Annotated in this window: 12 protein-coding genes; 8 read left to right on the top strand and 4 right to left on the bottom strand. The window is 40.0% G+C overall.

Annotation, left to right across the window (positions count from 1 at the left end; all coding sequences use genetic code 11):
- Positions 1–67: 67 nt before the first annotated feature.
- The 4 genes from H4J54_RS10095 to H4J54_RS10080 form a co-directional block, all read right to left on the bottom strand.
- Entirely contained in the window at positions 68–667 is a 600-nt protein-coding gene (locus H4J54_RS10095; protein WP_310649913.1) for an NADH-quinone oxidoreductase subunit B family protein, read from the bottom strand.
- Positions 668–705: 38 nt separating this feature from the next.
- Positions 706–1,209 (bottom strand): NADH-quinone oxidoreductase subunit A, encoded by a 504-nt coding sequence (gene ndhC / locus H4J54_RS10090; RefSeq protein WP_310650115.1) that lies wholly within the window; start codon positions 1,207–1,209, stop codon positions 706–708.
- 703 nt (positions 1,210–1,912) lie between these two features.
- Positions 1,913–4,303, bottom strand: a complete 2,391-nt coding sequence (locus tag H4J54_RS10085) for an ATP-binding protein (protein ID WP_182190751.1) — start codon at positions 4,301–4,303, stop codon at positions 1,913–1,915.
- A gap of 128 nt (positions 4,304–4,431) precedes the next feature.
- On the bottom strand, positions 4,432–4,920 hold the full coding sequence (locus H4J54_RS10080) for a zinc ribbon-containing protein (protein ID WP_259367043.1): 489 nt from the start codon (positions 4,918–4,920) through the stop codon (positions 4,432–4,434).
- A gap of 320 nt (positions 4,921–5,240) precedes the next feature.
- Between H4J54_RS10080 and leuS the strand changes: the two genes are divergently transcribed.
- From leuS to rodA, 8 genes are all read left to right on the top strand, one after another.
- Entirely contained in the window at positions 5,241–7,832 is a 2,592-nt protein-coding gene (leuS, locus tag H4J54_RS10075) for a leucine--tRNA ligase (protein WP_182190750.1), read from the top strand.
- A gap of 119 nt (positions 7,833–7,951) precedes the next feature.
- Entirely contained in the window at positions 7,952–8,458 is a 507-nt protein-coding gene (gene lptE / locus H4J54_RS10070) for an LPS assembly lipoprotein LptE (protein WP_182190749.1), read from the top strand.
- A gap of 10 nt (positions 8,459–8,468) precedes the next feature.
- Positions 8,469–9,512: a DNA polymerase III subunit delta gene (gene holA, locus H4J54_RS10065; protein WP_182190748.1), complete on the top strand. Its 1,044-nt coding sequence runs from the start codon at positions 8,469–8,471 to the stop codon at positions 9,510–9,512.
- Positions 9,499–10,158 carry a nicotinate-nucleotide adenylyltransferase gene (gene nadD / locus H4J54_RS10060; protein ID WP_182190747.1) on the top strand — a complete coding sequence of 220 codons (660 nt, stop codon included), beginning with the start codon at positions 9,499–9,501 and terminating at the stop codon, positions 10,156–10,158. Before holA ends, nadD begins: the two co-directional genes overlap by 14 nt.
- Positions 10,159–10,338: 180 nt before the next feature.
- Positions 10,339–10,656, top strand: a complete 318-nt coding sequence (gene rsfS, locus H4J54_RS10055; protein WP_259364505.1) for a ribosome silencing factor — start codon at positions 10,339–10,341, stop codon at positions 10,654–10,656.
- Between the two features lie 11 nt (positions 10,657–10,667).
- Positions 10,668–11,138, top strand: coding sequence for a 23S rRNA (pseudouridine(1915)-N(3))-methyltransferase RlmH (gene rlmH, locus H4J54_RS10050; RefSeq protein WP_182190746.1), 471 nt, complete (start codon positions 10,668–10,670; stop codon positions 11,136–11,138).
- Between the two features lie 3 nt (positions 11,139–11,141).
- On the top strand, positions 11,142–13,121 hold the full coding sequence (gene mrdA / locus H4J54_RS10045) for a penicillin-binding protein 2 (RefSeq protein WP_182190745.1): 1,980 nt from the start codon (positions 11,142–11,144) through the stop codon (positions 13,119–13,121).
- The gene (gene rodA / locus H4J54_RS10040; protein WP_182190744.1) at positions 13,121–14,236 is read left to right on the top strand and encodes a rod shape-determining protein RodA; all 1,116 of its coding nucleotides are present in this window, start codon (positions 13,121–13,123) and stop codon (positions 14,234–14,236) included. The genes mrdA and rodA overlap by 1 nt, the downstream gene beginning before the upstream one ends.
- The last annotated feature ends 83 nt before the right edge of the window (positions 14,237–14,319 follow it).

Genomic DNA, 14,319 nt, shown 5'->3' with positions numbered 1-14,319 from the left:
TACTAGCACTTTGCTTTAATAACACTTGATTTTTAAATTTTTAATGTTACAAAACACCAACACGCACTTAAATGTGATCGGGTGAATCAAGGTTCGTCACTTGAATACGCTCTTCGTGCTTAATGTCTCGCAATGACGGTTTACCAATTTCGCTGACTTGCTGTTCGCCAACCGCCCAACTTAGCGGTCGTGGCTGATGTTGAATTTTGGTTTGCAACAACAATAAAGCTTCAAGTAAAGCTTCTGGCCTTGGCGGACATCCCGGCACATAGACATCAACCGGAATAAATTTATCAACTCCTTGCACAACACTATAAATGTCGTACATACCGCCAGAGTTAGCGCAAGAGCCCATGGAGATAATCCAACGAGGTTCTAATAGTTGTTCATAAAGGTGTTGAATTACCGGCGCCATTTTTCGAAAGCAAGTGCCTGAAATCACCATTAAATCAGCTTGTCTTGGCGTTGCACGAATCACTTCAGCGCCAAAACGGGCAATGTCATGTCGCGAGGTAAAGCTCGTTGCCATTTCGACATAACAACAACTTAAACCAAAATTAAACGGCCAGATGGAATTTTTACGCCCCCAATTCACCATGTCATCAAGCTTAGCAAACAGAACACTGCGCTTTAATTCTGCTTCAGAAACACCCTTCATTTCCCCCATGGCGTCATCTAATTTTGCTTTTGTCAGTGACCATTCCATTATTGCTGTCCTTTATTTTTTTCAAAAAGAGTTTGATTAAAAATAGTTTGATCAAAAAAGCTTTGCTCAACGGGCTGGTTTTCAACTTGTTGCAAACGCTTTAGTTGTGTTGCTCTAAAAGGTTGATGGCGTCGGGTTAACTCTAATGCACCAATACGAATTAAATAAATTAATGCCGCCAGTAATACCGTAATAAAAATACTGGCTTCGATAAAACCAGGCCAACCCACCTCATCAAAAGCAATAACCCAAGCAAAAAGATAAATGGTTTCTAAATCAAAAATGACAAAAAAAATGGCATATAAAAAGAAGTGATTGGTAAAGCGGGTTTTATTGTCAGAGACAGAAACAATGCCGGATTCATAAGGGGTGTTCTTCGCTCGCTGTTTACCTTTGGGACCAAGAAAATGGGATAGCAGCATCATCAGAACGAGCATAGCAGCCAAAATAATAAAGTAAGCCGCAATGGGCCATACTTGTGTCATTTGATCCGATGTTTCCACAAAGCCTCCATTGATAACCTAATGCGTGATAATGCCAAATATCATCGGCAAACAATTCATTAAACTACAAATCGACAGACAGCAAACTCATCGATACCTACTTATGATACCTACTTAAAATCCATCACCAAGATACTCATCAGCAGCTTGGTAATCGCATTAGCCATTAAAAAAATGTCAATGTTAGTGAGCTAAATTAGATTTCAGTGTCACTAAAATTCATTACAGATTAACAACTAAGTAGATGGGACAGACAAAAAGTGTCTGTTCGGTAAGTTAATACCTGACCTTATAGGGAGATCGCCATTACTGATGCATAAGGTTAACTCGCTGCATTTACTTTTTATTGTTGTTATTCCGCTTTCGCTAACATGCTCTCTTCATAAATCCGACTGAGATAGCACTTATAATTAAGTGTAAATAGACAATATTTGCATCATGAATTTCTGCGCGATTTTCGGCTCTAATTTCGGCCCTCATTTCAGCTAGTGTGCTTGGAAAAATGTTACGATGAAAAATATTGTTGATAATGCCAGTATAGAAAAGAATTCAAGTAATGCTTGTTTTTTAATCAAACATTAACATTGAAACATTTTAGCGGGTATAAAAAGCAATAAACACGGCGCTTGCCGTGTTTATTGCTAGAGGAGGTTTTTTGCTTAATGATTCAAGCCAGCTTATCTTTTAAGCTTATAGTTAAAACTTATTCTTCAGCGCCATTAATTAGCACTGAAAACGCTGACAATTTATCCAGCACCATACCATGTATTGATTTTCTTGGATAACGGCCAGTACGCGTGATTGCTCCAGCGGGTTGCGCCATTAAAATCTCTATCGCTTGATCAATATTATCGACTGCATAAATGGCAAACTGTCCATCGGCCACTGCCTGTATCACCTCAGGTGCCAACATCAAATTAATGGTATTGGTTTTAGGTATAATAACACCTTGTTCGCCCGTTAAGCCTTTATCCTTGCAGAGACGATAAAAACCTTCTATTTTCTCATTAACGCCACCAATAGATTGCACTTCGCCATGTTGATTCATCGACCCTGTTATCGCGAAACCTTGATTTATGGGTAACTTAGCGATAGCGGAAATTAACACACAAAGTTCGGCCATTGACGCACTGTCACCATCAATATGGCCATAAGATTGCTCAATGGCAATATTAGCAGAAATAGTCACTGGAAATTTCTGCCCATACTTGTGGCCCAAATAACCGGTTAAAATCAATACACCTTTTGAGTGAATAGATTTACCTAAATCGACTTCACGCTCAATATCTGTCACCCCTTGGCTACCAGCATATACGGTTGCCGTTATACGAGCTGGGGTACCAAAAACACTATCACCAATCTCTAACACGGTTAGACCATTAATTTTACCTACTTGCCCACCTTCGGTATCAATAAGTAACTGACGCTCTTTAATTTCCTCTAACCAAGCTTCACTCATGCGGCCGGTACGTCGTTGTTTGGCCGCTAATGCCATGGTGATATGTTTACCGCACAGGTCATTTTTGCCATCTGATCGCTGCCATAAATAAAAAGCTTCGTCTAATAAGTCATTAACCTCCACTATATTTGCTGATATTTTTTGCTGGTGCTCTGCGCGCCTGAGCGCATATTTAACTAACTCAAATACCGCTTCATCTGTCACTTGTGGATAATGGTTACGATGGGCACGCTGGCGAATTAAATTGGCGTAGTCATTTAAATTACTTTGGTTTTTTTCTAAGTGACGATCAAAGTCTGCCAAAACTCGAAATAACTCAGTAAACTCTTGATCATAATCTTGTAAGGTATAGTAAATTTCAGGATCGCCCAGCAAAATCACTTTAACATTTAACGGGATTTTTTCTGGTTGCAAACTAAATGCACCGGGTTGTGCATATTCTGAATGCGGATTTTCGATAGTAATTTGCTGCGATTTTAGCGCTAGCTTTAAACGCGCCCAAACTAAAGGTTGGGTCAAAAGTTTATCCGCTTCAAGTAATATATAACCGCCATTGGCTTTATGCAGCGCACCCGGTCTTATTAAACGGTAACTGGTGTAACTGCTGCCTTGAAAACTACCAAAATCAACATGGCCAAATAGGTTTTGAAAGGTCGGATTCTGTTCATAAATAACCGGCGCACCTTCATTGGCTTTTCGGGTTACCAGTAAGTTAGGTAAAAAACGTTCCACCATGAGTTTACGCATATCTTTATCATTAGGCGCCTCGTTACTTTCATCGACCAGTAACTCTAAAACAGCATCAACAACGTGCGCTTTAACTTTAGCTAAATATTTCTGTACGCCAGTATTGCGAGCGAATTCTGTCTCTAATTCTTTCAAAAAAGGTTGAATACTTTGTGCCGCAGTTTCATGTTTTAACTTACGTAATTTGTCGGAAGAAATTCGTTTCCATTGCGGTAATTCAATTAATTTTTCAGAAAGTAAATCTTCTAATTTGGCCAACAGAATATAAAAATCAGCACGTTTTGGTTCGTTTAATTCCGCAAACTCTTTATCATTAAGTCGCTTGCCTTCGACTAATGGTGAAAAGCCAATTTCACCATTTTCTTCGAACAACACAACATCATCTTTTAATGCTGCTTCTTCAACCTCAGTAATCGCTTGGTCATATTTTTTATTAAAGTCTCGATCGATGGCCGCTTTCTGCCTTTGATAGCCCAAGTTATCAAAAATCTCTGGAAACAAATCCATTAACTCGTCAATAAAGGTGTTCATACGAGTAAGTAATTGCTTACCATCACCTGGGCTAACATAAAGGCTATATGGCGAATTTGGGTCATCAAAATTGTTGATATAACACCATTCATCAGGTGTGGGTTCTTGACTTGCTGTCGCGGCTAACATTTGCTTGATCAGGGTTTGACGCCCGGTACCATGCTCACCCATGGCGTAAACATTAAAACCTGGTGCATCCATCGACAAGCCAAAAGTTAGTGCTTCTTTCGCTCTTTCATGGCCAATAAATACTTGTTCAGTTTCTGAGGTCGATGTAGCATTAGCAAATTGTTTAACCGTTAGGTCTGCGGTTAACTGGCAAGGTTTAAGACGTGTATTTGTTGACACATTTGTCATAGAAGATCTCTCGGGAGTGCGATTTTAATATCAGGTGAAATAAATACGGCTACAGTAAGCACAGTGTACAGCGACACGCCACTGAACAGCAAAATAATATAAAGAAAAACCATCAAAAAAAGTTGTTTTTACGGCGTTAAACTCAATCGATCAAAGTTTTTACCACCACAGGCAATACAGTCCGTAACAACATTTGGGTGGCTATAAGTAACACAATGTTGGCATGCTTTGCATTTTAACTGACCAAAACCAACATAATCACCGACCTGGTAGCCATCTTGATGTTGAAAATCATCCATCAACTCGGCCCATTCAACTTGTGACTTATCGGTAATTTGCGCCAAGCTTGACCAAAGGCTTTCATTAAGTAGCTCTAAATATATTGAATGCTTAATGTCCGCTTGATATTGCTGATAAAAATCACCCAAGTCGTACTTAAGATTAGCGATAAACTGCTTAACTTGCTGCTCAGGAATTTGCTCGGCAGCCATCAGTATCGTTTTCGCTTGTTCGAGTAATTCAACAGCCGAGCGAATTTCGTTATCCTTGGTGTCTTCCAACCATGTTTGTAACTTTTGATAAAGCTCTTGAATCTGAGATTGCTTTTTTTTCATCATGCTTACCTCATTTAAAAATCACTTATTAGTCTACTTATTGAGTAGATAACGTCACCCACTAGCACTTTATTAAAGCATATAAAAACGACTAAAGTGGCTTTTATCAGCTATTTAGCTATTAATGCTCAATATTTTTGCGCTTATCTAGAAAAAATTTCCGCATAGCCCTGCTTTAACTTGTCGCAACGGCTAGAGATAAGGTATCCTATCAAGAATATTTTTATCGCTAAAACCTGACCTTAACATGACAAATTTTATCAAGGTAAAATTGTCAAAAAAGCGGGTTGAGGCTCTTATTTAAGTGTGTTTGAGAAATCTTAATGGAATCCATCTACAATCCCCAATCAATTGAAGCCGAAGTTCAGAAATTTTGGACTGATAACGACACCTTCAAAGCTGAAGAGTTACCAGGAAAAGAAAAGTTTTATTGCTTGGCGATGTTTCCATACCCAAGTGGTCGACTCCATATGGGCCACGTACGTAACTACAGTTTAGGTGATGTGATTTCTCGTTACCAACGCATGCAAGGCAAAAATGTAATGCAACCTATGGGTTGGGACGCTTTTGGTTTGCCGGCTGAAAATGCCGCGATTAAAAATAATTCTGCGCCTGCCAAATGGACTTATGAAAATATTGATTACATGCGTAACCAATTAAAGTCATTGGGCTTTGGTTACGACTGGAGTCGTGAATTAGCCACCTGTAAAAAAGACTATTACCGTTGGGAGCAGTGGTTCTTCACTCAGCTATATGAAAAAGGCTTAGTGTATAAGAAAAATTCCACGGTGAATTGGGATCCTGTTGATCAAACCGTATTAGCTAACGAGCAAGTAATAGATGGCCGTGGTTGGCGTTCTGGTGCGCTAGTTGAACGCAAAGAAATACCGCAATGGTTCATTAAAATTACGGCTTATGCTGAAGAATTAATTAACGATTTAGACCAATTAACCGATTGGCCTGAACAAGTTAAAACTATGCAGCGTAACTGGATTGGTCGCTCTGAAGGTGTAGATATGACCTTTCAAGTGGCCGACTCGACTGAAAGCTTCGATATCTACACCACACGGCCAGATACCATCATGGGTGTGACTTATGTCGCCTTAGCTGCCCAGCATCCATTAGCTTTAGCTGCGGCTGAAACGAATCCAGCACTAGCGGCATTTATTCAAGGCTGTAAAACTAATAAATCTACTGAAGCCGACATGGCGACAATGGAGAAAAAAGGCGTTGATACCGGCTTAAAAGCACTCCACCCGATTAGTGGTGAAATAGTACCTGTTTGGGCGGCAAACTTCGTACTAATGGACTATGGCTCAGGCGCCGTTATGTCTGTACCGGGTCACGACCAACGCGATTGGGAATTCGCCACTAAGTATGGTCTAGATATTAAACAAGTTATTGCCAGCGATGAAGGCGCTGACGTTACAAAAACGGCGATTACTGGCAAGAATGTTTTAGTTAATTCTGGTGAATTTGACGGTTTAAATTTTGAAGAGGCTTTTAAAGCTATTTCAGAAAAATTAATTGCTGAAAACAAAGGTAAAGTAACGGTAAATTATCGCTTACGTGACTGGGGTGTTTCTCGTCAACGTTATTGGGGTACACCCATTCCAATGCTGCACTTAGCCAATGGTGAGTCTGTGCCGGTACCTGCGGATCAACTACCTGTTGAACTACCCGAAGATGTAGTGATGAATGGCGTAACCTCACCGATTAAAGACAACCCTGAATGGGCTAAAACCACCTTCAATGGTGAAGAAGCATTTCGCGAAACAGATACCTTTGACACCTTTATGGAATCATCATGGTATTACGCACGTTATTGTTCACCGAACGATGACACGCAAATGTTAGATCCAGCCAAAGCTAATTATTGGTTGCCGGTAGATCAATACATTGGCGGTATTGAGCATGCCATTTTACATTTACTTTATGCCCGTTTTTTCCATAAATTATTACGTGATGCTGGCTTAGTAGAATCTAACGAACCTTTTAAAAAATTACTCTGCCAAGGCATGGTATTAGCTGATACCTATTATCGTGAAGCAGACAATGGCGGACAAGATTGGATTGCACCAACAGATGTTGACGTTGAGCGTGATGAAAAAGGCCATGTCACTTCTGCTATCAGTAAATTAGATGGCAAACCGGTTATTTCTGCTGGCATGAGCAAAATGTCAAAATCGAAAAATAACGGTATTGACCCACAATCAGTTATTGATTTATATGGCGCTGATACCGTACGACTATTTATCATGTTTACCTCACCACCAGAGCAAACATTAGAATGGTGTGATGCCGGCGTGGAAGGTGCACATAGATTCTTAAAGCGGGTTTGGAAACTCACTTATGACTTTACCCAAGTTGCAGAAGTGTCAAAAGCAGCACCCAAGATTGCCAACTTAACGCTTAACTCGGCGCAAAAATCCTTACGCCTTGAATTGCATAAAACCATTGCTAAAGTCAGTGATGATATTGGTCGTCGAAACACCTTTAATACCGCTATTGCCGCGATCATGGAATTAATGAATCATTTAGGTAAAGCGAATATTGCCAGCACTGAAGATCGCGTGGTGATGCATGAAGCTATTCGTGCGGTAGTATTAATGCTAACACCTATCGTGCCACATTTAAGTCATCATTTATGGAACATGATTGGCGATGGTAAGCCAGTTGAAAATACTGCCTGGCCAGTGGTTGACGCCACCGCTTTAGTGGAAGATGAAAAGCTTATTATTGTACAAGTTAACGGTAAATTGCGCGCTAAAATTACCGTGTCAGCCGAGGCAACAAAAGAATCGGTTGAAGAAATCGGTTTTAATGATGTCAATGTTAGCAAATTTATTGACGGTAAAACCGTACGTAAAGTGATTTATGTACCGGGTAAACTATTGAATATTGTTGCTAATTAGTAACTTATTTTGTTACAGCTGTTAATGATAACTTAATTAAAACAGCGAGTTAAAAGTGCATAGCTAAAACTTATTGGCTATGCACTGATTGAATTTTACCTATAAAAAGTGAACACTTTATGCAGCCATTAATAATTGGTCGAGTAAGCAAACTTTTATCCTTTAGCATTATTTTAATGATGTTAAATGGTTGTGGCTTTCAACTACGCGGCAATTATTTATTAGCGCCTGAGCTACAAACCATTATATTTAGCTCGGTTGATCAATATGGTGAACTCACTCGTTTAGTCAAGCAGCATTTAAGTATTAACGATGTGACTTTAGTGCGACAAAGTGAAAAAGCTATTCCGCAAATGCGTATACTACAAGACAACTTAGACCGAAGAACACTGTCGGTTTTCCCGAATGGTCAGGTAGCAGAATACGAGCTTATTTATACCGTACGCTATCAAATTTTAATCCCCGGACAAGATATTCAAAATTTCCGCTTTGAGCTTAATCGTGATTATCAAGATGATCCTGATATTGCCCTAGCAAAAAGTCGCGAATTGTCGTTAATGTTACGAGAAATGCGTAAAGAAGCCGCCAATAAAATTTTACGTGACATGGCTAGTATTCAGCTGTAGGTAACTTCACATGCGCATTTATCATAATCACCTCGAAAAAACCTTAACACAAGGCTTTAAGCCGATATGGTTAGTCTTTGGTGATGAGCCATGGCAAAAAAATGACGCCTTAGAAAAAATTAAAAATAGTGCTAAAAAACAAGGCTTTGATGAAGTTATTCGTTTTAGCATTGACGATAAATTTAATTGGGATGAGCTGTTCCAAGAATATCAGTCAATGAGTTTGTTTTCATCATTACGCATTATAGAAGTAGAGTTTACCACGGGTAAAATTGGCGATAATGGTGCGAAAGGTGTCGCGCAATTACTCACCCTGTTACATCAAGATATTCAACTCATCTTTCATGGCCCTAAACTTGACGCTGCCACACAAAAGCGCAAGTGGTTCAAGGCGTTAGAAGCTGCTGGTTGCTTTGTGCCTTTATACGATATTGAAGGTAAACAATTAAAACAATGGCTCAGCAATCAAGCTCGGCAGTTGCAATTAACCTTACCTGACGATGTTATTAATTTAATGACTGAATTATTTGAAGGTAATTTACCGGCATTAGCTCAAGAGTTGCAGAAACTGTCGATATTATTCTCACAGCAAGCCGTGAGTGTTGAAGAAGCAGAGCAACTTTTAATTAAACAAGCGCGATTTAATCCTTTTCAACTGATCGACACTTTGCTGATTGGTGACCTTAAAAAGTGCTTAACTATCTTAGATCAAATGCAGCATGACGGTAGCGCATTTGGCCAATTAGTTTGGGTGGTACACAAAGAAATTAGTCAGCTTTATGCCATGTTAGAACAAATAGAACAAGGCAGCCGTATTAACGACATTTTTCAGCAATACCGTATTTGGGAGAAGAAAAAACCCTTATATCAGCATGCGTTAAACAATATAAGCTTAAGCAATGCCGAGCAAGCATTAGCGAGGTTAGCGCAAGTGGATTTACTCAGTAAAACCAGTAGCGACTTTAACGCTTTTATTTTGCTCAGTGATGTTTTTATCAGCTTATTTCACGATAACATCAGCCAACACTTCAGTTTAGATTATGAGTATAACTAACCAAAAAACGCCAACACTTATCGCGTTACTTGGCGGTACCTTCGATCCTATCCATCTCGGTCACATCTTACCTGCCCAAGAAACCGCGCAATGGTTAGGCGCAAAAAAGTTATATTTAATTCCTGCCCATATTCCGCCACATAAAGCTGGCACTCATGCCAATGCGAAACAGCGTACTAAAATGGTCGCTTTAGTCTGTGATAAAAGCGCAGTATTTACCCTTGATACTCGTGAACTCAAGCGTCACAGCCCTTCATATACCGTCGATACCTTACAACAAATAAAAACTGAGCAGCCTAATGCAGCTTTATATTTTATTATGGGTATGGACTCACTCTTATCATTTACCCAATGGCGCAGCTGGCAAGATATTCTCACTTTATGTAACTTAGTGGTTAATATTCGTCCAGGTTACCCGCACCTAGCGTTGGAAGCGGCACTTGAGCCAGCACTAAAGTCTCGTTTAATTTATAGTCTTGCGCAATTACAGCGCCAGCAAACTGGACAAATACTTATCCATGAAAGTACCCCTGTGGATATTTCCTCGACCACAATAAGAGCAAAAATTAAAGCGGGCTCAGACGTCAGCCAATACCTACCTCAATGCGTATATGATTATATAGAGCAACATAAGCTCTATCGATAACGTCATTATTTTTCAATAACTGCAGCCAAATCACTCATTTTGTATCACTTGGGGAGAAGTTAAGTGAAATAAATCCATTGTTGTGCAAAAAAACGGCTATTTACTGCATTAGATGGTTAACTGACAAACAAAATAATGCTATTATCGCCGATTATTGTTGTTAATTATAGAGATCCCACTTTGCAAAGTTCAGACCTAATTACTTTTGTTACCGAAAAAATCGAAGATATGAAAGGCCGCGATATCGTTACATTAGAAGTAGCTACAAAATCGAGTTTCACTGACTACATGTTAGTTTGCTCTGGTAACTCAAAACGCCACGTTATTTCCATTGCACAATCACTCACTATCGAATGCCGTGCAGCTGGTATTGAAGCCTTAGGTGTTGAAGGAAATGATGTTGGTGAATGGTCTTTAGTCGACTTAGGTGATGTTGTTGTGCATGTGATGACTGATGAAACTCGTGAGCGTTATCAACTAGAACAACTATGGCAGTAGTCTAAACAACAATGCGCATTACCTTATATGCCGTTGGTAATAAAATGCCCGCTTGGGTTAGCCAAGGGTTTAGCGAATATTGCCGTAGATTTCCTCGTGATATGAGTTTCCATCTAGTGGAGATTTCACCAGGGAAACGCGGTAAAAATGCAGACATTGCCCGCATTCTTGAAAAAGAAGGTGAGCTAATGTTAGCGGCTATTCCAAAAGGTAATCGCATTGTTACCTTAGAAGTAGAAGGCAAGCCTTGGACGACTCCTGATCTTGCCAAACAGCTGGAACGTTGGCATGTAGATAGCCGAGATGTTGCGCTTTTAGTTGGTGGACCTGAAGGTTTAGCACCTGCTTGCATTAAGGCGTCTGAGCAAAAGTGGTCATTGTCACCACTGACCTTACCACACCCTATGGTTCGAATTGTTGTGGCTGAAAGCCTCTATCGTGCTTGGTCAATCAATAATAATCACCCTTATCATAGAGAATAAATAATGGCAGCCAAAAAACGTGTTGTTATTAGAAATCATAGCGCTGAAGCCAATTTATTTGCCCGCCGTACCTTCATCATCTTTGCGGCTATCATCATACTTTCATTAGTGTTATTTAGTAATATTTATAATCTTCAAGTTAGCTCATATCAAAAGTACCAAACACGCTCAAACTCCAACCGTATTAAACTGTTACCTGTCGCGCCCAATAGAGGCTTAATATACGATAGAAATGGTGTTTTACTGGCTGACAATACCCCTGTTTACAGCTTAGAAGTGATCCCAGAGCAAGTAAATGACATTAAAAAGCGCTTGTCAGAAGTTAGCCAACTGTTAGATATAAGCCAAGAAAAACAAGACAAACTACTGCAAGCAATGAAGAGTAAACGTCGTTTTAAACCGATAGAGCTTTATTCACGCTTAAGCGAGCAACAAGTCGCCTTATTTTCGGTCAATCAGCATAAATTTCCTGGTTTTTTTATTGATGCACGTTTAAAGCGTTATTACCCTTTTGCTGAATTAACCACGCACTCACTGGGTTATGTCGCACGTATTAATGGTAGAGACTCACTCGCGTTAGAACAGCAAGGCTTAGCTGAAAACTATGCCGCTACGCGCAATATTGGTAAACGCGGCTTAGAACGCTATTACCAAGACATTTTACACGGCACCATTGGCCACCAAAAAGTAGAAATTAACAACCAAGGTCGGATCATTCGTACCTTAGACTTTACCCCACCCATTCCCGGTAAAGACCTGACCTTAACCTTGGATATTGAGCTACAAATGATCGCAAAACGGGCGCTTTCGGGTAAGCGTGGTGCGATTGTCGCCATTGACCCAAGAGACGGTGGCGTGCTTGCTATGTATTCAAACCCAAGTTTTGATGGCAACTTGTTTGTTCATGGCATCAGCAGCAAAAAATATAAAAAACTTTTAGCCCCAAAGAGCAATAAACCCTTACTCAATAGAGCATTACAAGGTTACCCACCTGCTTCAACGATTAAACCTTTATTAGCCATTACGGGTTTAGACGCAGGGGTCATTACGCCAGAAACAGAAATTTATGATCCCGGATTTTATCAACTCCCCGGGATAGAAACTAAGCGACGTGACTGGAAAAAATGGGGCCATGGCAAAGTCGGTTTATCTAAATCGTTAGAGCAGTCTTGTAATGTGTATTACTACGATTTGGCCTATAAATTGGGCATTACCCGTATTAGTCAAATGATGAGAAAATTCGGCTTCGGTGAATATACCGGTATTGACCTGCACGAAGAAAGTCGTGCAATTATGCCCAGTATCGAATGGAAAAGAGCCCGTTATAATAAACCTTGGTATACGGGTGAAACCCTATCGGTAGGTATTGGTCAAAGTTACTGGTCAGTCACGCCACTGCAATTGTCACAAGCCCTAGCCATCCTAGTCAATAAAGGTGAGATTAAGGTACCACACTTATTAAAAGCCACCACTGAAGTGGTTGTTAAAAACAAAGATGCTAGCACAGCGCAAACCATTGTCACTGAATATGTGGTTGATGAAAAACAGCCTATCATCTTAAAAGATCAACATAGCTGGGATCTGGTTTTAGATGGTTTACATAATACCGTGCAAAAATTTGGCGCGACCGGCTATACCGCATTTAAAGGCAGTAAATACGACGCAGCAGGTAAAACGGGTTCGGCACAAACCGCTAACATAGAACAAGGTGAAGAATACGATGCGAGTCAAGTTAAAGAAAGCAAACGTGACAATGCCATGTTCATTGCCTTTGCCCCTTACGAAAAACCTGAAATAGTGATTGCGGTTGCCATAGAGAATGTTGCTAAAGGTGGTGGTGGTACGAATGCCGGACCGGTTGCACGCCAAATTATGGATCAGTATTTTGGTGATCGCGAAATTATCAGTAAAGACCCGCGCAAGCATCCACATCATAGCAAGGATTTTCATCAAAAAATTAAAAATACAGCAGGTAATCCCTAGTGCGTAATACCGGACATGATCAACACCAAGAGCGCACTTTATGGCAAGGTTTACATATTGACCTGCCATTATTATTCGGGATTTTAGTCTTACTAACACTGGGGTTATTTGTCGTCTATAGTGCAGGTGGGCAAGAGTCTGCCGTACTAATAAGACATGCAAAACGTGTTGGCTTAGCACTATTTGTGATGTTTATTGTTGCGCAAATCCCACCCTTGTCTTATCGAAGATGGGCGGTACCTGTATTCATTATCGGCTTAATGTTATTAAGTGCCGTGCTACTATTTGGTCATGTTGGCAAAGGTGCTCAACGTTGGTTAGACCTTGGTTTTACTAAGTTTCAACCCTCTGAAATTATGAAGCTTATCATGCCTATTATGATCGCTTGGTATGTTAGTCAATACGATTTACCGATCAAAATATCCAAAATAATCATCGCTTTTATTTTAGTCTTAATACCCACTCTGCTCATTGCTAAACAACCTGATTTAGGCACGTCTTTACTGATCGCAAGCTCAGGCATATTTGTTATATTCCTTGCGGGTGCCAGTTGGAAACTTATCGGTGCCTGTATTGGTTTAGCGTCTGCATTTGCGCCAGTTTTATGGATGTTTTTGATGAAACCTTATCAGAAACAACGGGTGCTAACATTCTTAAATCCTGAACAAGATCCACTCGGCTCAGGCTACCATATTATTCAATCTAAAATTGCCATCGGCTCTGGTGGTATACACGGTAAAGGCTGGTTACAAGGTACTCAATCACAATTAGAGTTTTTACCTGAGCGCCATACTGACTTTATTTTTGCAGTATTTAGTGAAGAGTTTGGCTTGATTGGTGTCGGCTTATTGTTAACAGTATATCTGGTAATTGTTATGCGCGGCTTATGGATTGCGGTCAATGCTCAGCATGCCTTTACTAAGCTTTTGGCTGGCAGTTTAACACTGACATTTTTTGTTTATATCTTTGTTAATATTGGCATGGTCTCTGGTATATTGCCTGTGGTGGGTGTACCCCTACCTTTAATTAGCTACGGTGGCACATCAATGGTGACATTAATGGCAGGATTTGGCATGCTTATGGCAATAAGCACCCATAGAAAATTTAATATCTAGCAAAAAGAATGGCGTGTGAAATAATAGCGCATGAAAAAAATAACCGAATAAACAATTGACGTAAATAATAATAGAGTCTACTG

The organism is Colwellia sp. MB3u-8 (assembly GCF_014076985.1).
Lineage (GTDB): Bacteria > Pseudomonadota > Gammaproteobacteria > Enterobacterales > Alteromonadaceae > Cognaticolwellia.
Note: the sequence above shows the minus strand (reverse complement) of the source record. Positions and strands in the feature narration are given on the sequence as shown.